Below are 18,952 nucleotides of genomic sequence, written 5' to 3' on the forward strand. Positions count from 1 at the left end.
TCACCTTCGTGCGGCTCGCAGCGCCTCCACCACGATCTCCTGCTGGTCGGGCGTGATCTGCGGGAACAACGGCAGGGTCAGGATCTCCACGGCCGCCTGCTCCGCGTGCGGGAAACTGCCCTTGGCATGGCCCAGGCCGGCGAAGGCCGGCGTGAGGTGGATCGGGTAGGGGTAGTGGATGCCGGCGCCGATCCCGGCGGCGTTGAGCCGGGCCAGGACCTCGTCGCGGCGGGTGGAGGAGCCGTCCGGGCTCGCCTCCCGGACCACGTAAAGGTGCCACACGTGCTCGTTGCCGTCCAGCGTGACCGGACGGGTCACGTCGAGGCCCTCGAGCAGCTCGTCGTAGCGGGCGGCGGCGGCCCGGCGCGCGGCGTTCCAGCCGGCGAGGCGGGTCAGCTTGGCCCGCAGGACCACCGCCTGCAGCGCGTCCAGGCGGCTGTTGAAGCCGACGACGTCGTGGACGTACTTGGTCAGGCCGCCGTGGCTGCTGATCGTGCGCACCGAGACGGCCAGGGCCTCGTCGGCGGCGACGACCGCCCCGGCGTCGCCGTAGGCGCCGAGGTTCTTGCCCGGGTAGAAGCTCGTCGCGGCGATGCCCTCGGCGCCGGCCCCGGCCCCGAACCGCGTCGCGCCCTGGCACTGGGCCGCGTCCTCGACGATGACGACGTCGGTCCGGGCCGTGCTGGCCAGGCCGGCCCGCAGCCGCTCGACCGGGGCGAGCTGGCCGTAGAGGTGCACGGGGACGATCGCCCGGGTCTTGGGCCCGACCGCGGCCAGCGCCGCGTCCACGTCGATGAGGTACGTCCGCGGGTCGCAGTCCACGAGCACCACGCGGGCGTTGATCCGGGCCACCGCCTCGGCCGTGGCGATGAACGTGTTCGCCGGCAGGATGACCTCGTCGCCGGGCCCGACCCCGGCCGCCCGCAGCGCGAGCTCGAGGGCGTCCGTGCCGTTGGCGACCCCGACGCAGTGCGCGACGCCGCTGAACTCGGCGTATTCGCGCTCGAAGGCCGTGACTTCGGCGCCCCCGATGAACGCGGTGTTCTCCAGGATGCGCTTGAAGCCGAGGGCGACGTCTTCGGCGACCTCGGCGTGGGCCGCCTTCAGGTCGACAAGGGGGATCATGAAGCGGAACTCCCAACGAGCTTGGAGAGGATGCCGACGATGTGGTCCTGGTCGGCCTCGGTGAGCTTGTGGTGCAGCGGCAGGATGAGCGAGTCGCGGGTGAGCCGCTCGGTGTTCGGCAGGCCGTCGGCCGGCGGGGCGTCCTGGTAGGCCGGCTCCAGGTGGGAGGCCATGATGCCGCGCCGCGCGGAGACCCCCGCCGCCGCGAGCTCGGACAGCACCCGGTCGCGCCCGACGCCGAACTCCGGCGAGAGCAGGACCCAGAACGACTGGAAGTTGGTCTCGCCGTAGGCCGGATCGCGCACCGCCCACAGCCCCTCGACGCCGGCGAGCAGCTCCTGGTAGCGCGCCGCGAGCCGGCGGCGCTGGGCCACCAGCCCGGCGAGCCGGCCCAGCTGCACCAGACCCACCGCGGCCTGGATGTCGGTCATCCGGAAGTTCCAGCCGGTCTCGAGGTAGGCCTCGAGGATCGGCTGGGCGCTCGCGTGCCGGTCCGCGGCCGAGACGTTCATGCCGTGCTCGCGCAGCCGCCGCAGCCGGACCGCGCGGTCGGCGTCGTCGAGGGTGAGCATGCCGCCCTCGCCGGTCGTGATGACCTTGCGCGGATGGAACGACCACGCCGAGATCAGCGAGCCGGCCCCGACCGGCGCCCCGTAGGCGGTCGAGCCCGCGGCGCAGGCCGCGTCCTCGACCAGCGGGACGCCCCACCCGGCCGCGGCCTGGCGCACCGCTCGCACGTCGAACGGGACGCCGCCCTGGTGCACCGCGATGATGGCGGCCGTACGCCCGGTGCGCACCCGGTCCAGCGTCTCCACGGTCACGTTGCCGGTCTGCAGGTCCACGTCGGCGAAGACCGGCGTGGCCCCCACGTAGCGGACCGCGTTCGCGGTGGCGATGAAGGAGAACGAGGGCACGATCACCTCGTCGCCCGGGCCGACGCCGAGCGCGATGAGCGACAGGTGCAGGGCCGTGGTGCAGGAGCTGACCGCGACGCCCTGGCCGGCCCCGACCAGCGCGCTGAACGACCGCTCGAACTCGGCCACGCGCGGGCCCTGCGCGACCCATCCGCTGCGCACGGCGTCGGCGGCGGCCTGGGCCTCCTCCTCGCCCAGCATCGGGATCATCACCGGGATGGTGGCGCTCATGCGCTCGCCCCGCCCGCGGGCTGGTCGGCGATGCGCTCGGCCCGCCACCACTCGACGAGGCCCTGCAGGCCCTCCCGCATGGTGAGCTCAGTGCGGAACCCGAGCTTCTGCGCGGCGTGCGAGGTGTCGGCCAGGCGGCGCGTGACGCTGTTGACGGTGCGGGCCGGCCCGTGCTCGGGGCTCAGGTCCGACTTCATCACGGCCCCCAGCGCGGCGGCCAGCTCCTTGAGGCTGGTCTCCTCGCCGCTGGCGATGTTGAACACGTCGTCGGTCACGTCGGCCTCGGCGGCGAGAATGTTCGCCCGCGCGATGTCGGCGACGTGCACGAAGTCCATCGTCTGCAGCCCGTCGCCGAGGATCAGCGGCGGCGTGCCCGACTCGATGCGCTCCATCCACCGGATGAGGACCTCGGTGTACACCCCGTGCACGTCCATGCGCGGGCCGTACACGTTGAAGTAGCGCAGTGCGACGTAGTCCAGCCCGTACATCGCGTGGAAGCTGCGCAGCATGCCCTCGTTGAAGGCCTTGGCCGCGCCGTAGAACGTGTCGTTGTTGTACGGGTGGTGGCGCTCGGTGGTCGGGAACTGCTCGGCGAGCCCGTACACCGAGGCCGACGACGACGCGACGACCTTGCGCACGCCGGCCGCCTGGGCCGCCTCGAGCACGTTGAAGGTGCCGTCCACGAGCACCTCGTTGGCCAGCCGGGGCTCGCTGGCGCACTGGGTGATCCGGATGGCCGCGAGGTGGAAGACGAGGTCGATGCCCTGGCTGAGCTCGTGCACCAGCGCGGCGTCACGGATGTCGCCCTCGACCACGCGGACCGGGCCGTTGGCGATCGCCCAGGCGAGGTTGGCCATCCGGCCCCGCACCAGGTTGTCCAGGACCACGATCTCGGCCGCCCCGCCCTGCACGAGCAGGTCGACCACGTGGGAGCCGATGGTGCCGGCGCCCCCGGTCACCAGGACGCGCGCTCCGCGAATCGGCACAGACGCATTGCCCATCAGTCTTCACCCTCCAGGGGGACAGCCACTCCGCCGTCGGCGAGGCTACGCGACGCGGCCTCGAGGATCTCCAGGACCCGCAGCCCCGCACGACCGTCGGTGAGCGACGGCACACCGGTGCGGATGGCGGACGCGAACGCGGTGACCATCTGCCCGAGCGCCTCCTTCTCGGTCAGCGCGGGGGCGAGCATGTCGCCGGAGCGGTACGAGATCTGCATCTCGCGGCGCTGGTCCGGGGCCAGCTCGTCCGGCGCGGCGACCTCGACGCCCCGGTCGTAGATGGCGATGCGCTGGGTCGGGCTGAGGTCGTCCCACACCAGCGTGCGCTTCGAGCCGCCGACGATGGTCGTGCGCACCTTGATCGGCGAGAGCCAGTTGACGTGCACGTGCGCGATGGCGCCGGTGTTGAGCTGCAGCGTGAGGTAGGCGACGCAGGCGCGTCCGGCGCCGATCGGGTCCGCGCCGTGCGCGCTGACCGAGATCGGGCGCACGCCGTCGGGCAGCACGAAGTCCAGGATCGACAGGTCGTGCGGGGCGAGGTCCCACAGCACGTCGATGTCGCGCTGCACCAGGCCGAGGTTGATCCGTACGGAATCCAGATAGTGCAGCTCGCCCAGCTCACCGCTCTGGACGGCCTCGCGGATGCGGGTCACCGCCGGGGTGTAGCAGTAGGTGTGGTCGCACATCAGGGCGAGGCCGCGGTCGTCGGCCTCGGCCACGAGCCGGCGCCCCTGCGCGACCGTGGCCGCCAGCGGCTTCTCGACGAGCACGTGCTTGCCCGCCCGCAGGGCGGCGAGCGCCACGTCCACGTGTGTGCCCGCGGGGGTGGCGATGGCGACGGCCTGCACGGCCGGGTCGGCGAGCACCGTGGACAGGTCGTTCGTGGCCTCGACCGTGGAGTAGCCGCCCAGCACCCGCCGGGCGCGCGTGACGTCCAGGTCGCACAGCGCTCGCAATCGGAAGGACGGCGATGCCATGAAGTTGCGCACGAGATTCGGCCCCCAGTAGCCGGCCCCCACGACGGCAACGCCGATCGGCTCAGAGTCGGCCTGGACGTTTGTTGAATTCACACATACTCGATTCGGTCAACCCGACATAGGCCGAGAGGTGGACGATTTCCGGCACAACGTGTTGAGCACGGCGCGCACGCGGCACGGGCAAGCTACCGCCACGGTCAAGCAATGGCGCGGCACTGACGGAAATCTGGCACAGTGATCCTTATTTCGGCAACAGCCTGAGCAGCCATCTCTCGTCGTAAATAGAGACGATCGTGGCCGTGACGGTCGTGGATTCCGGCCGGTCGGCCGAGTCGCGCGCGGGCCGCTAAGGGCTCGGCCGGCACCCCGCCGGGATGTCGGCCCGTGAATGGACACGGATTGAAAGTCGCATACACTGCGACGAACTTGGAACTGAGGTAGCCGCGGCTTGATTGCCGTCCTTAGGGGGACATGGCCAATGGTGCACTCGAATCAGGGCAGACGACTGGGCCGCAAGGGATTGATTTTGATCGCTGCATCCGGTGTGCTGCTGCTCGCGGGGGCCGGGCTGTGGGTGGTGACCAGCCGGGCCAGCTCGGTGCCGAAGTGCGCGCCGGGCCAGAGCGCAGCCGAGTGCCGGGCGCTCACCGGCGGCACGGGATCGGCCGACGGGGACTCGTCGGGCCAGTTGGGGGACGGGGCCGACCCGGGCAAGGCGGGGATCGGCAGCGCCAAGCCGTCCGGCAGCGCCGCCCCCGGTGCGTCCTCGGCCGGCGGGGGCGGGGCCGGCGGCAGCACCGCCAGCGGAAAGTATCCGGCCCGCTACTCGGTCGGCGCGCCGGGTGTCGGCAAGTACAAGCAGAGCGACGCGAAGCTCCCGGTGCCCCCCGGTTACCAGGAAGTGGCCGCCAGTGACAGCCAGAGCAAGGCGTACAACCTGTACACCTGCGGCAACGTCACCCTTGATCACAAATACATCCACGGATTCATTTACATCGGCACGGACTGTCACGGCACCGTCAACATCACGAACTCGATTATCGCGCCGCCGCCGGGCTCGAATCAGCGCGCGATTCTCGTGAATGCCAACGGTTCGGGCAAACTGACGCTGAACATATCCAACACCACCATCCGCCCGGAGCCGGTCGGTCTGGGACAGAAGAGCGGGTCACTCAACGACCACGCGATCAACGACTGCGGGACGTGCACCATCCACCTGAACCGGGTCGACGTGGCCAATACCGGCGGTATGTGCCTGTGCGGCCAGAATGTCACGATCGAGAACAGCTGGTTGCACGACAATTACATCGCCAACCTCACCGACCCGTCGGCGGCGCACACCGGGGGCGTGTTCCCGTACGGCGGCACCGGCCCGCTGACGATCCGGAACAGCCGGCTGGAGCCGGGCGTCAACGCCTACACCGGCCAGGAGATCCCGAACTACTGGCAGGCCATCACCGCGGTGCTGTTCACCCAGAGCTCCGGCGGCTCGACGCTGACCAACTACAGCGTCACCGACAGCTTCATCTCCCTCGGCGCCTACGGGTTCTACGCCCAGGACGGCCAGAACCTGCGGGTCCGCGGCAACGTCTTCGGCCCGACGCACTGGGGCCGCACCGGCCCCTGCTCCGGTGGCTGCCGGGTGACCTACTCGGAGTGGGCCGACAATGTGGCCGGCTCCATCGACGGAACGCCGACGGGCGAGCAGGTGCAGAAGCCGTCCTGATCCATGTGATCACCACAACACCTGGTCGCGAGTCGGATTTGAGACTGCCTCGCGTGATTTTCTGCTCTTCGGTCCGACTCTTTCCAGGCCGGTGGCCCGGTATTGTTGCGCACCGGTCGCCGGTCATCGGCCGGTGAAACCTCGCGATTTCCACGCATTTGCATATAACGCTGGGGAGGAAAGCCCTATGGTGTCGACGGCATCCCCGCCGGCCCGGACGGCACTGCGCCCGACCGCGCCGGCCGCCGGCGACGAACGGCTGACCGGACGGCTCGGCGAGCCCGAGAACCACCGGCTCTACCGCCGGATGCGCTTCATCCGCCGGTTCGAGGAGACCCTGCTGGCCCTGTTCGAGGAGGGCGTGCTCAACGGCACCACGCACGCCTGCATCGGCCAGGAGGCCGACGCGGTCGCCGTGATGGAGCACCTTTCCGACGTCGACCACGTGTTCAGCAACCACCGCTGCCACGGCCACTACCTCGCCCGCACCGGCGACGCGCTCGGCCTGCTCGCCGAGATCATGGGCAAGGAGGCGGGCGTCTGCCACGGCAAGGGCGGCAGTCAGCACATCTGCGCGCCGGGGTTCAAGTCCAACGGCGTGCAGGGCGGCATCGTCCCGGCGGCCGCGGGCATCGCGATGGCCGGCCAGCTCGACGGCTCCGGCATGGTGAGCGTGGTGTTCATCGGCGACGGCACCCTCGGTGAGGGCGCCGTGTACGAGACCATGAACATGGCCTCGCTGTGGCGCCTGCCGCTGCTGGTGGTGTGCGAGGACAACCGGTGGGCCCAGAGCACCCCGGTCGAGGCGAACCTCGCCGGCGGCATGGCCGCCCGGTTCGAGGCGTTCGACGTGCCGGTCCGCGAGATCGACAGCACGGACGTGCTCGAGCTGCGCGAGGCCGCCCGCGCCGAGCTCGACGCGGTCCGGGCCGGCGGCGGCCCCCGCGTGCTGCTCATCCACACCTACCGGCTGTGCCACCACTCGAAGAGCGACGACGAGCGCCCCGCCGAGGAGATCGCCGCGCACTGGCTGGTGGAGCCGCTGGTCGTGCACGGCCGCCGGCTCGCCGACGCCGACCGGCGCGCGATCGACGACGAGGTGGAGCTCGCCCTGGCCGAGGTGGTCGCGACGGCGAGGAACCTGCCGTGATCTTCGCGAAGGAACTGGGCGACGCGCTGCGCGGGTGCCTGACCGACGACCCGCGCGTGGTCGTGCTCGGCGAGGACATCGCCGACCCGTACGGCGGGGCGTTCAAGGTGACCCGCGGCCTGTCGACGGACTTCCCGGCCCGGGTCCGGACCACCCCGATCAGCGAGGGGGCCGTCGCCGGGATCTCGGCCGGGCTCGCGCTGGCGGGCTACCGGCCGATCGCCGAGATCATGTTCGGCGACTTCCTGACGCTGGTCTTCGACCAGGTGGTCAACCACATCGTGAAGTACCAGGCCATGTACGCCGAGCAGGCGACGTGCCCCGTCGTCATCCGGGCGCCCTCGGGCGGGCACCGCGGCTACGGGCCCACGCACAGCCAGAGCCTCGAGAAGCACTTCCTCGGCGTGCCGCACCTGCGCGTCGTCGCGGCCTCGCTGTACCACGACCCGAGGGCCGTCTTCGCGGACTTCCTGGGCCAGGACAGCCCGGTGCTCTACATCGAGCACAAGCTGCTCTACCCGCAGCACCTCGCGCTGCCCAGCGGCGGCGCGGTGGGCGACCTGATCGCCTCCCACGACGCCGGCCCCGGCGCCCTGCCGACCGTCCGGCTCTCCGCCGTGCCGCGCGAGGACTGCACGATGACCGTGCTCGCCTACGGCTACCAGGCGCTGCTCGCCGCCCGCGTGATCGAGCGGCTGGCGGTCGAGGAGGAGATCTTCGCCGAGCTGCTGGTGCCGGCCCAGATCGCCCCGATGGACTGGGCGCCCGTGGAGCGGTCGGTGCGCGCCACCGGGCAGCTCATCACCGTCGAGGAGGGGGTGAGCGGCTGGTCCTGGGGGACCGAGGCCGCCGCCGTCGTCTCCGAGCGGCTCTTCGGCCGGCTGCGCCGCCCGGTCCGGGTCGTCGCCAGCGATCCGACGATCATTCCGTCGTCGAAGTCGCAGGAAAGCCGGATGCTCGTCGGCGAACACCAGATCGAAGCGGCCGTCCGCGCCGCCGCATGACGCCTTTTTTGTGCTTTTGAGGAGACAGCGCGTGAAGCCGGTCCTGGTTCCGACCAACGACGTCAACAGCGAGCACGGCATCGTCGTGAACTGGTTCGTCGACGACCGCGACAAGGTGGAGGCCGGCGCCCTGCTCGTGGAGGTCGAGACCAGCAAGGCGGTGCTGGAGGTGTACGCCCCCGAGCCGGGCGTCGTGCTGCACCTCGTCCGCCAGGGCACCGAGGTGCCGCTGACGGAGCCGGTGGCGATGCTCTTCGACAGCGTGTCCGACCTCACGGCCTACGCCGACCGGCTCGCCGCCGAGGCCGAGGCCCGCGCGGCGGCGCCCGGGGCGGTCCGGGCCTCCGTCAAGGCGATCCAGCGGGCGCAGGAGCTCGGCGTCGACCTGTCCACCTTCGACGGTTCGCGCCTGATCACGGTGAAGGACGTCGAGGCGGCCGCGAGCGCGGTCCAGGCCGAGCCGGCCACCGTCGACTACTCGGCGATGCCGTCGGCGCTGGCGACGGAGCCGGGCGTCGCCCGGATTCTGCTCATCGGTGGCGCACTGGGCGCGACGCAGGTCATCGACATCTTCAGCCAGGTGCCGACCCAGCAGGCGGTGGCGATCGTGGACGACGACCCCGGCCGCTGGGGCACCGACGTGCACGGGGTGCCGATCGTCGGGGGCAGCGACCGGCTGGCCGCGCTGTTCGCCGAGGGCGTCTTCGAGGCGGCCGTGATCGCGATCGGCTCGTCGGTGGACACCCGCGCCCGGTTCCGCAAGATCTGCGCGGACGCGGGCATTCCGCTGGCGAACGCGATCGACCCGACCGCGAAGATCGCCACCGACGTCGTCATCGGCCAGGGCAACATCATCTGCGCGTTCTGCCACCTCGGCACCGGCGTGCGGATGGGCGACAACAACTTCCTGTCCGCGTACAACTCCTTCGACCACCACAGCGTCATCGGCTCCGACAACGCGACCGGTCCGAGCTGCGTATCGTCGGGCAAGGTGACCGTGCGCGACCGGGTCCGGCTCGGCACCGGCATTTTCCTGGAGCCCGGGGTGGTGCTCGGTGACGGCGTCCAGGTAGCGTCCGGGGCGGTGATCGTGACCTCGGTACCGGCGAATCACGCGGTCAAGACCAAGGTCGTCACCACCACCGTCGTCCCGCGCCGTTCCTGATCGGAAACGGCGTCGGTTCGGCACCGTGCGTAGCCGGGCCCGGCCCGGCCGCCGCCCGCGGTGCCGGGCCGACCACGCCGAACGCGCCCGAGCGGCCGTTCGGAGCAACATCCGCGCGGAAAGGCCCGATTCGGCCCGAACGTCGGAGGACACCAGGCCGTCCGGCTGCTTCCGTGTGACCTTGTTGTCAGAAAACTTGACAGCAAGTTACATGCTCTAATGCGATAAATTCTTGCCTGTCAGCTAGGGGAACGTACGCTGCCGAACGAGTCTGGGGCGCTGCGGATGCTGACGTCGTTTCGGGGTTTCAGGAATAGGGCGAAGACATGAAGTCTCGGTTCATAACCGGCTTAGCCGCGGTCGCGGTCGTAGCGGTAGTGGCATGCGTACCGTCCGCATCCAGCGCGGCCGTTTCGGACCCGTGCGGAGCGGGGTCCAATCCGATCGTCTGCGAGAACTCCAAGACGGGCACACCGGTCAACGACTGGTATTCCGAGAACTCCTGGGGTGACATTCAGGGCTTCACGACCAAGTCGAGCTACCAGCCGGGCGAGACGGTCTCGGTGAAGGTGGACTCGCCGAGCTCCGCGTTCCGGATCTCGTTCTACCGCCTCGGCTACTACGGCGGCCTCGGCGCCCGCAAGATGCCGACGTCGCCGACGGGGACGTACCCGATCAAGGCCCAGGACGAGTGCAACCACGACGCCACGGGTCTGGTCGACTGCGGCAACTGGACCACGAACGTCACCTGGCAGATCCCCTCGGACGCCGTCTCCGGCGTCTACCTCGTGATGATGGACCAGCTCGACAACAACGGGTTCATGCCCTACCCGTTCGTCGTGGGCAACGCGTCCAGCCACTCCGACATCCTGGTCCAGACCTCGGACCAGACCTGGCAGGCCTACAACGACTGGGGCGGGCAGAACCTCTACCAGGGCGGCGGCCCGGCCCTCGACGGCCGCGCCTACAAGGTCAGCTACAACCGGCCGATGCGCATCGCCGGTGACAACGGCGTCTTCTCCTCCGAGTTCCCGATGATCCAGTTCCTGGAGCGCAACGGGTACGACGTGAGCTACGCCGCCTCGGTGGACGTGACCAACAGCGCCTCGCTGCTGCTCAACCACAAGGTCTTCATGTCCTCCGGGCACGACGAGTACTGGAACCAGGGCCAGTGGGACCACGTGACCGCGGCCCGCTCGGCCGGCGTCAACCTCGCGTTCTTCAGCGGTAACGAGGTGTTCTGGCGCACCCGCTTCGAGCCGTCCATCTCCACCGGCACGGCCCCGGACCGGACGCTGGTCTGCTACAAGTCGACCAAGCTGAGCCAGAACCCGCCGAACGGCACCGCCGACCCGAGCGGGCAGTGGACCGGCACCTGGGTCGACACCGACGGCGCGGGCAAGGGCGGCAACACCAACCCGAACCAGCTCACCGGCACCCAGTTCATGGTCAACGGCTACCGGCACGACGCGATCACGGTCCCGGCCGCCTACAAGGACATGCGGCTGTGGCGCGGCATCAGCTCGATCAACAACCTGCAGCCCGGCCAGTCGGCCACGCTCACGGCCGGTTCCCTCGGCTACGAGTGGGACGTCGACGTCGAGAACTCCACCCGCCCGGCGGGCGCCGTCGCGTTCTCCTCGACGACCGTGAACATCAACGACAGCACGCTGCTGCTCGACCCCGACCACGGCAACAACTACGGCAACGGCGTCGCGACGCACAGCCTGATCGCCTACCGTGACCAGACCTCCAAGGCCCTGGTGTTCGGGGCCGGCACGGTGCAGTGGTCGTGGGGCCTGAGCTCCTTCCACTCGGGCCAGGCCAGCACCGAGGACCCGCGGATGCAGCAGGCGACGATCAACATCCTCGCCGACATGAGCGCGCAGCCGCTGACCCTGATGGCGGGGCTCACCCAGGCCGCCAAGTCCTCCGACACGACCGGCCCGACGGTGACCATCACGTCGCCCACCGCCGGGAGCTCGGTGCCGCTGCTGAGCCCGGTCACCGTCACCGGCACGGCCGTCGACGTCGGCGGCGGCAAGGTCGGCCGCGTCGAGATCTCCGTCGACGGCGGCACCACCTGGAAGCCGGCCAACGGGCTGGGCACCTGGAGCTACACCTGGACCCCGTCCACGCAGGGCGCGGCCAGCATCAAGGTGCGGGCCGCCGACGACAGCCTGAACATCGGGGCCGTCGCGACCCAGTCGGTGACCGTCGGCGCCCAGCAGTGCCCGTGCACCGCGTTCACGGCCTCGACCGTGCCGACGAACGCCGACTCCCAGGACGGCTCGCCGAACGAGCTCGGCGTCAAGTTCCGGGTGCCGACCGCGAGCTCGGTGAAGGGCGTCAAGTTCTACAAGGCCGCCAACAACACCGGCACGCACGTGGGCAAGCTCTGGAACTCCAGCGGGCAGCTGCTGGCGTCGGGCACCTTCACCGGCGAGAGCGCCACGGGCTGGCAGACGCTGCAGTTCGCCAACCCGGTGCCGATCGCCGCCAACACCACGTACATCGCCTCGTACTACACGCCGACCGGGCACTACTCGTACGACAGCGCCTACTTCGCGACCAAGGGCGCGGGCCCGACCGCGGTGCAGCTGCTGAAGTCCGGCGTCGACGGCTCCAACGGCGTCTACAAGTACGGCACCGGCGGCGGCTTCCCGAACCTCAGCTGGAACGACACCAACTACTGGGTCGACGTCATCGTCGACTCCGCCGGGGCCAGCCAGAACCCGCCGACGGTGACGGCGCACACGCCGGCCACCTCCGGCACGGGCGTCGGGCTGAACACGGCGGTGACGGCGACGTTCAGCCAGGACATCGACCCGACCTCATTGCAGTTCACCCTCAGCGCTCCGGGCGGCGCGACGGTCCCGGCCGCGGTCAGCTACAACAACACCACGCGCGTGGCGACGTTGCAGCCGAACAGCGTCCTGGCCCCGTCCACCGCGTACCAGGCCTCGGTGAAGGCCTCGGACGCCTGGGGCACCGCGATGGCCGCGCCCACCGTGTGGTCGTTCACCACGGGCTCCAGCTCCGCGATCGCCTGCCCGTGCTCGATCTGGTCCAACTCGGCGGTGCCGGCCAACCCGAGCGCCAGCGAGGCCAACTCGCTGGAGCTGGGCATGCGCTTCACCTCGGCGGTGGACGGCAAGGTCACCGGCGTCCGGTTCTACAAGAGCGTCGACAACACCGGCACGCACACCGGGACGCTCTGGTCGAACACCGGGCAGCAGCTGGCGACGGGCACCTTCACCGGTGAGACGGCGTCCGGGTGGCAGACCCTGACGTTCGCCACCCCGGTGTCGATCACCGCCGACACGCCGTACGTGGTCTCGTACCACACGACGGTCGGGCACTACGCGTACAACGCCGGGTTCTTCACCGACCCGCTGGTGTCCTACCCGCTGACCGCGGTCGCCGACACGGCGACGGGCCACAACGGCCTGTTCCTGCTCAGCAACAGCGTCGCCTTCCCGACATCGACCTGGAACTCCAACAACTACTGGGTCGATGTGATCTTCACGACGCCGTGAGACGATGCAATGGCCCGCACCCGGGTTCGGGTGCGGGCCATTGTCTTGCAACCAGTCAAACGCCGCGCGGCATGGTTCTCCGTGCGACATTGGGCCGGCCGGGCCCGGAGGGTGGCAGATGAGTTCGGTCAGTGTGGTCATTCCGTGCTACAAGTACGGCCATTACCTCGCCGATTGCGTCAGCAGCATCGTCGACACCAATCCTGGACTGGACATCCGGGTCCTGATCATCGACGACGCCTCGCCGGACGACTCGGCCGAGAAGGCGCACGCGATCGCGGCGGCCGACCCGCGGGTCGAGGTCCGGGTCCACGAGCAGAACAAGCGGCACACGGCCACCTACAACGAGGGCCTGATGGAGTGGGCCGACGGTGACTACTGCGTGCTGCTGTCCGCCGACGACCTGCTGACCCCGGGCGCGCTCACCCGGGCCGTGGCCCTGCTCGACGCGAACCCCAACGTCGGCTTCGTCTACGGGCACCCGGTGCACTTCCAGCACCCCGGCCCGCCCCCGCCGGCCCGGACCGAGGATCGCGGCACCAGCGTGTGGCCGGGGCACTGGTGGCTGGAGCGGCGGTTCCGCGAGGCCACCGGCTGCATCACCTCGCCCGAGGTCGTGGTCCGCACCTCGCTGCAGCACAAGGTCGGCGGCTACGACGTCAACCTGCCCCACGCCGGCGACATCGAGATGTGGATGCGGCTGGCCGCCCACGCCGACGTCGGCTACGTGCGGGCCGACCAGGCCTACTACCGCCTCCACGGCGACAACATGTCCCTGACCGACTACGCCGGGGCGGTCAACGACCTGCGGCAGCGCAAGGCCGCCTACGAGGCGGTGCTGGCCCGCTGCGGGGACCTGCTGCCCAACGCGGCGGAGCTCGACGCCATGGTGCACCGCCGGCTGGCCCGCTTCGCGCTGCGCCGGGTCGTGCGCGCCTACGACCGCGGCCGCACCGCCGAGGTGCCGCTGGACGAGCTCATGGCGTTCGCGGCGGACTGCTGGCCGGAGTACCGCAGCCTGCCGGAGTACCGGGGCCTGCGGGTGCGCCGCCAGATCGGCCCGACGGCGATGCCGTACCTGCAGCCGCTGGTGCTGTCCGCCGTCGCGCACAAGGGCCGCGAGTGGCTGTGGTGGCAGTCCTGGAAGCGCCGCGGCATCTGAACACGACAAGAGCCCCCGTGCCCGGCACGGGGGCTCTTGTCACGGGGCCGGCTACGGCTGGGCCGGGGCCTCCCAGTTGGTCCAGTAGCTGTTCGGGTTCACCACGTAGTCGACGGTCGCGCTGGGGATGTGCTCGACCCGGTGCTTCTTGCTGAAGCGGTAGATCAGCTCCCAGTCCTCCTTCGGCGCCACCGAGGAGTTGCGCCGCAGCCGGCTGAAGCGCAGATCCGGGCTGCGCCGGGCGACGAACGGGTTGGAGTCGAGGAAGCACCGCTCCCAGGCGAGCTTGCGGTCGAACGGCACCGACAGGACGTCGCGCTCCTCGCCGTCCGGCGTCAGCCGTCGCATGGCCGTGTAGACCGCGTCGGGCCGCGACTCGGCCGGCTCCTCGAGCTTCGCGAGCGCGACCTCGAGGTGGTTGGGGTGCCAGGCGTTGTCGTCGTCGAGGAACGCGACGAACGGCGAGTCCGTCAGCCGCATGCCGATGTTGCGGCTCACGCCGAGCACGTTGATGTTGTGCCGGAGGCTCACGACGTGCAGGCGCGGGTCGGCCGGCAGCTCGGGCAGCCCGCCGCCGCCGTCGTCGACCACGATGACGACCTGGTCGCGCACGGTCTGGGCGAGCACCGACTCCACGGCCCGCCGCAGCCCGTCGGGGCGCTTGTAGGTCAGCACCACGGTCGCCACCCGCGCCGAGGGCCGCTCTCCGCCCGGCAGCGTGGCCAGCAGGCGGCGCACCTCGCTGTCCTCGAAGCGGCGCAGACCGATGGCGGTGTGGCCGAGCATCACCTTGTTGCGCATTTCCTCCAGCGGCAGCCACCCGTACCGGGCGCGCAGCTGTCGTTTGACCAAACGGATCACTGTGGCTCCTAGGAGACTTCGGGTGCGGCGGCCGCGAGGATCAGCGGGTCGTCGGCGGGGGTCGGTTCCGTGGGCTGCTCCCGCTTGGCGCGCAGGCTGCGCACCAGGGGCCAGACGAACGGCAGGTAGGCGACGACGCCCGCCAGCCCGCCCAGCGTCAGCCCGATGAACCCGTTGCCGACCACGTGGTGCACACCCCACGCGGCCAGGCCCATGGCGATGCCGCCGAGGGCCGGCATGAGGCACGCGCGCGCCACGTCGCCCACGCGGATGCCCATTCGGGACAGGACGAACAGGAACACGGGAGCGACGAGGAGGCCCGCGACGACCGCCTGGCCGGCGGCCACGCCGTTGATGCCCCACACGTGCGCGAACCAGATCAGGACCGGGATCAGCGAGAAGAGCCACCAGCCCTGCATGACCATCAGCGTCTTGCGCTTGCGCGCGGCGATGCCGTCGTAGGCGAGCTCGACGGTCACCCGGACCAGGCCGAGCACGACCAGCCACTGCAGGGCCACGGCGGCGCCGTCCCACTGGTCGCCGTAGACGAACCGGATGATCGGGTCGGCCAGCACGCCGAGCACCACGCACATCGGCACCGCGGCCGCGACGACCAGGCCCAGGGCCCGGGTGAAGCCGGCCGCGAACTCGGCCGGCGACTCGGCGAGCCGGGAGAAGCCCGCGAACGACACCCGCCGCGCCGTCTCGGAGACCATGCGCACCGGCCAGCTCGACATGTTGAAGGCCATGGCGTAGAGGCCCAGCGCGGCCGGGCCGAGGATCGAACCGACGACCACCGAGTCGAGGTTGACGATGCCGAGCGTGAGCAGGCTGGCGGCGGCGAGCGGGAGGCCGAACTTGTACAGCTCGCCGGCCAGCTTGCGGTTCCAGCCGAAGCGCAGCATGCCCGGGGCGGCCAGCGCGAAGCCGACCAGCGCGACCAGGTTGCCGGCCAGCGAGCCCCACGCGAAGGCGAGCGCGCCGACGTGCATGGCCGCGAGCACGATCGTCACGGCGGTGTTCACCACGAAGTTGAGGATGTCGACCACGGTCCGCCAGAACTGCTGGAAGTCGCGGTTGAGCTTCGCCAGGGGCACGCAGGCGATGCCGTCGATGATCACGCTCAGGCACAGCAGGCGCAGCATCAGCGTGGCGTCGGGGGAGCCCAGCAGCCGGGCCACCGTGGGCGCGGTGAAGTAGAGCAGCACGTAGAAGGCCGTGCTCGAGGCCGTCGAGAGGGTGAGCACCGTCGGCGCGAACCGCCTGATGTCGCCTTCCCAGCGCACGAGGGCGAGGCTCACGCCCATCTCGTTGAGGGAGAGCAGCATCGCCAGCACCAGCAGGCCGACGGCGTAGAGGCCCCACTCGGTCGGGCCGAAGAAGAGCCTGGCCAACACCACACCGCTGGCGAACGTGCCGACGCGGCGTACGACGGTGTTGATGAGGCTCCAGCGGGTTGCCGACGCGACCTTGCGGTTCAGCTCCGTCACAGCGACGGTTCTCCCCTCAGCAGCTGGTCCTGACGGGCCATGCCGAGGTAGGCCCCGGCGAGTCCCATCATCAAGAAAGACGACCCCGCGACCATGGGGAAGCTCAGCGTGTCGAAGGTCGCGGTGACGACCAACATGACAAACCCGACCGCGGCGAAGCCCTGCCCCGTCTCCTTGCGCGCCGGGTCGGCGAATCGCCGGCGTCCCGCGCCGCCGCAATGCAAGCACACGATGTAGATGAGCACGACGGCGGCCACGCCCACGATGCCCATCTCGACCAGTGCCAGCAGGTACTCGTTGTCCGTGTACCGGTACATCAGTGGCAGGAAGGTGCCGTATCCCCGGCCGGTCCAGGGTCGCTCGTTGAAGTAGGTCGAGATCACGGCGGACGTCGCGGTCCGCGAGTTCGTGCTGTTGTCGCCGCCGTTGAACATGGCGGTGAAGAGCCCGATCACGGTGCCGGCGAGGCCCGGCAGCACGACCGGAGAGGCGCCGATGCCGACCGTGAGGGCGCCCATCGTCGGCAGCAGCCGCTTCGCCGGCCAGGTGGGCAGCAGGGTCAGGAACACGATGGCGAGCCCGATGATCGACGTGCGCGACACCGTCATCACGGCCGACAGCGCGATGACGACGACCGGCAGCCACTGCCGCAGCACGCCCCGCTTCACCGGGTTGAACCCCTGCTGCAGCGCGAACGGCAGGGCGATGGCCATGATCGTGGCGAGCTCGAGGGTGTTGGCCGCGGTCGACGTCGGCCGGACGAACGAACCCCGGCTGATCAGCTCGGGGCCGCCGTTCGAGAAGCCGGGAATGCTCATCCAGGCGGTCAGGCTGGTCTTGAACAGGAACTCGAGGATCGCGACGAAGCCGACGACGGCCGCGCATCGCACGAAGAGCCGCAGCAGCCGGTCCAGGTCCGCGTAGTCACGCAGGGACGTGGAGATGAGGACCACCGGGAACCAGGCCAGCAGCTGGATGAGCGCCCGGTCGGCCGCGCTGGACTCGAGCGCCGAGCTGTCGCGGCGGGCGGCCGCGATGTAGCTCAGCAGCACGGCCACGGCGAAGAAGAACATCGCGAGCCGGGGAGCCCGGGTGAACAGCGCCGGGGTGATCCGGCGCATCAGCCAGCTCACCCCGTACCAGACGAGGGCGGCGAGGATGAAGACGTTGGCGATGGTGCCGGTCGCGCCCAGCCCGGGCAGCACGATCCGGGACGGGATCAGCAGCAGCAGGACGATGTAGATGGCCAGGATGGTGACCGGGCCCTGGCCGGCCGACCGGCGCGACGTGTAGATCGCGCCGAGCCGCCGCAGCACCGAGGGTGAGGCGGACCCGCGCGCGGTGGCGGTCGATGACACGGACGTGGCCTCGCTCGGCTGACTCGGCTGCTTCGACGGAGGGACGACAGCGACCACTTCAGCGAGCCGAGCCCCAGCGCCCGTTGGGCTTGCCTCCGTCACTGCGGCGCCGGCCGCCCCGGCCGTCGGACGCGCCCGGCTTCACGGGCATCTGGAGCACGACCGTCTGGTCGGCCGCCGCCGGCCGGTCGGCGTCGGGGCCGGGCTGGTTGGCGTTGGCGGCCTGCTTGGCGTCCACGTCGAGAATGACCGTCTGGTCGAGGGGCACGTCCGACCACACGACCGGGATCGGGGTGGCGCGCGACGGCGACTTCACCACGACCGCGGCCCCCGACGCGGGCAGCGCCGGGACCGGCTGCGTGTCCGAGGTGGACTTCTGGTCCCCGGCCTGGCGGCGCGCCTTGTTCCGGCCCACGCTCTCCAGGACGAACGTCAGCAGCAGCGTCAGGGCGATCATGCCGCCGACCACGCCGAGGATGACCTCGATCTTCTTCTTCAGCTTCGTCGTCGGCGTCTGCGGCGGGACGATCTCCGTCATGCGGATCTGGTCCTGCGTCTTGACCCCGTTGGCCTGCTGGATCTGGGTCAGCCGCTCCTGCGCGAACACGGCCAGTGCCTTGGTCGACTGCAGCGTGTGGGCCTTGTTGTCGCCGGTCACCGTGAAGGTCAGGAAGGGCCCCTGCGCGCCGTCGGCGAGGGAGACCGCGTACTTCTCGGTCACGCCCCGGCTCTTGAGCTCCTCGACCGCGTCCGTCGACTGCATGCTGCGGCCGAGGAAGTCGGCCGTGGCGATCAGCGACGCGTCGAAGGTCATGAAGGGGTTGTCGTTGCCCTTGGTGGCGACCGTCGTGGCCATGGGCGAGCTGAGCAGGCTCACCGTCGTGAACGATTCGTAGGTGTTGGGCACCACGACCGACGCGGTGACGCCCAGACCGATCGCCACGATGAACATCGGCACGACGATGCGCCAGCGCTTTCGCAGGACACGAAGGATCTCGCCGAGGTCCATGGCCCCCTCCAAGTCCCGCCGAGACGCGTGATGAGACGCGTGATGATCAGCGCGACAGCGTCTCGATTTCGGACATGCGGCCGCGTCCAGCGCGCTCGGCCACCACGCTATACGGCACGTGGGTGCGTCGGCTAGCGGAAGTTGAGTCGGGTTCTATGCTGCGTGGCGCACCGGGACGCCATCATGTCACCATTGCCCGGACTTGGGTAGCGCAAGCCCAGCCGGAGGGGGTGTCAGCGG

14 protein-coding genes are annotated in these 18,952 nt (G+C 70.3%); 6 read left to right on the plus strand and 8 right to left on the minus strand.

Annotated features, from left to right (window positions below):
• Genes ACQP1P_RS06200 through ACQP1P_RS06215 form a run of 4 tightly spaced genes read right to left on the minus strand, consistent with a single transcriptional unit; the run spans position 1 to position 4,341 of the window.
• On the minus strand, positions 1-1,125 hold the full coding sequence (locus tag ACQP1P_RS06200) for a DegT/DnrJ/EryC1/StrS family aminotransferase (protein WP_433083966.1): 1,125 nt from the start codon (positions 1,123-1,125) through the stop codon (positions 1-3).
• Entirely contained in the window at positions 1,122-2,270 is a 1,149-nt protein-coding gene (locus ACQP1P_RS06205; RefSeq protein ID WP_433083968.1) for a DegT/DnrJ/EryC1/StrS family aminotransferase, read from the minus strand. Before ACQP1P_RS06205 ends, ACQP1P_RS06200 begins: the two co-directional genes overlap by 4 nt.
• Positions 2,267-3,271: an NAD-dependent epimerase/dehydratase family protein gene (locus ACQP1P_RS06210; protein ID WP_433083970.1), complete on the minus strand. Its 1,005-nt coding sequence runs from the start codon at positions 3,269-3,271 to the stop codon at positions 2,267-2,269. Before ACQP1P_RS06210 ends, ACQP1P_RS06205 begins: the two co-directional genes overlap by 4 nt.
• On the minus strand, positions 3,271-4,341 hold the full coding sequence (locus ACQP1P_RS06215; RefSeq protein ID WP_433083972.1) for a Gfo/Idh/MocA family protein: 1,071 nt from the start codon (positions 4,339-4,341) through the stop codon (positions 3,271-3,273). The genes ACQP1P_RS06210 and ACQP1P_RS06215 overlap by 1 nt, the downstream gene beginning before the upstream one ends.
• A gap of 385 nt (positions 4,342-4,726) precedes the next feature.
• Here ACQP1P_RS06215 and ACQP1P_RS06220 point away from each other — a divergent pair, with 385 nt between their 5' ends.
• The 6 genes from ACQP1P_RS06220 to ACQP1P_RS06245 all read left to right on the plus strand — a co-directional run bounded on the left by ACQP1P_RS06220 (position 4,727) and on the right by ACQP1P_RS06245 (position 13,994).
• A complete protein-coding gene (locus tag ACQP1P_RS06220) occupies positions 4,727-5,974 on the plus strand; it encodes a hypothetical protein (RefSeq protein WP_433083974.1) in 1,248 nt (415 codons plus the stop codon).
• Between the two features lie 187 nt (positions 5,975-6,161).
• Positions 6,162-7,124 (plus strand): thiamine pyrophosphate-dependent dehydrogenase E1 component subunit alpha, encoded by a 963-nt coding sequence (locus ACQP1P_RS06225; RefSeq protein ID WP_433083976.1) that lies wholly within the window; start codon positions 6,162-6,164, stop codon positions 7,122-7,124.
• A complete protein-coding gene (locus ACQP1P_RS06230) occupies positions 7,121-8,128 on the plus strand; it encodes an alpha-ketoacid dehydrogenase subunit beta (protein ID WP_433083978.1) in 1,008 nt (335 codons plus the stop codon). Before ACQP1P_RS06225 ends, ACQP1P_RS06230 begins: the two co-directional genes overlap by 4 nt.
• A 31-nt stretch (positions 8,129-8,159) precedes the next feature.
• On the plus strand, positions 8,160-9,293 hold the full coding sequence (locus ACQP1P_RS06235; protein ID WP_433083980.1) for a biotin/lipoyl-containing protein: 1,134 nt from the start codon (positions 8,160-8,162) through the stop codon (positions 9,291-9,293).
• A gap of 377 nt (positions 9,294-9,670) precedes the next feature.
• Positions 9,671-12,832: a DUF4082 domain-containing protein gene (locus ACQP1P_RS06240; RefSeq protein ID WP_433083982.1), complete on the plus strand. Its 3,162-nt coding sequence runs from the start codon at positions 9,671-9,673 to the stop codon at positions 12,830-12,832.
• Positions 12,833-12,950: 118 nt separating this feature from the next.
• Positions 12,951-13,994, plus strand: a complete 1,044-nt coding sequence (locus ACQP1P_RS06245; RefSeq protein ID WP_433083984.1) for a glycosyltransferase family 2 protein — start codon at positions 12,951-12,953, stop codon at positions 13,992-13,994.
• 51 nt (positions 13,995-14,045) lie between these two features.
• Here the strand turns inward: ACQP1P_RS06245 and ACQP1P_RS06250 are convergent, their stop codons facing one another.
• Genes ACQP1P_RS06250 through ACQP1P_RS06265 form a run of 4 tightly spaced genes read right to left on the minus strand, consistent with a single transcriptional unit; the run spans position 14,046 to position 18,712 of the window.
• Positions 14,046-14,855 carry a glycosyltransferase family 2 protein gene (locus ACQP1P_RS06250; RefSeq protein WP_433083986.1) on the minus strand — a complete coding sequence of 270 codons (810 nt, stop codon included), beginning with the start codon at positions 14,853-14,855 and terminating at the stop codon, positions 14,046-14,048.
• An 8-nt stretch (positions 14,856-14,863) separates the two neighbouring features.
• Positions 14,864-16,345, minus strand: coding sequence for a lipopolysaccharide biosynthesis protein (locus ACQP1P_RS06255; RefSeq protein WP_433083988.1), 1,482 nt, complete (start codon positions 16,343-16,345; stop codon positions 14,864-14,866).
• A complete protein-coding gene (locus tag ACQP1P_RS06260; RefSeq protein WP_433083990.1) occupies positions 16,342-17,703 on the minus strand; it encodes an O-antigen ligase family protein in 1,362 nt (453 codons plus the stop codon). Before ACQP1P_RS06260 ends, ACQP1P_RS06255 begins: the two co-directional genes overlap by 4 nt.
• A gap of 58 nt (positions 17,704-17,761) precedes the next feature.
• Positions 17,762-18,712, minus strand: coding sequence for a Wzz/FepE/Etk N-terminal domain-containing protein (locus ACQP1P_RS06265; RefSeq protein ID WP_433083992.1), 951 nt, complete (start codon positions 18,710-18,712; stop codon positions 17,762-17,764).
• Positions 18,713-18,952 lie beyond the last annotated feature (240 nt).

The sequence above is a fragment of the Dactylosporangium sp. CA-052675 genome (assembly GCF_050947935.1).
GTDB lineage: Bacteria > Actinomycetota > Actinomycetes > Mycobacteriales > Micromonosporaceae > Dactylosporangium.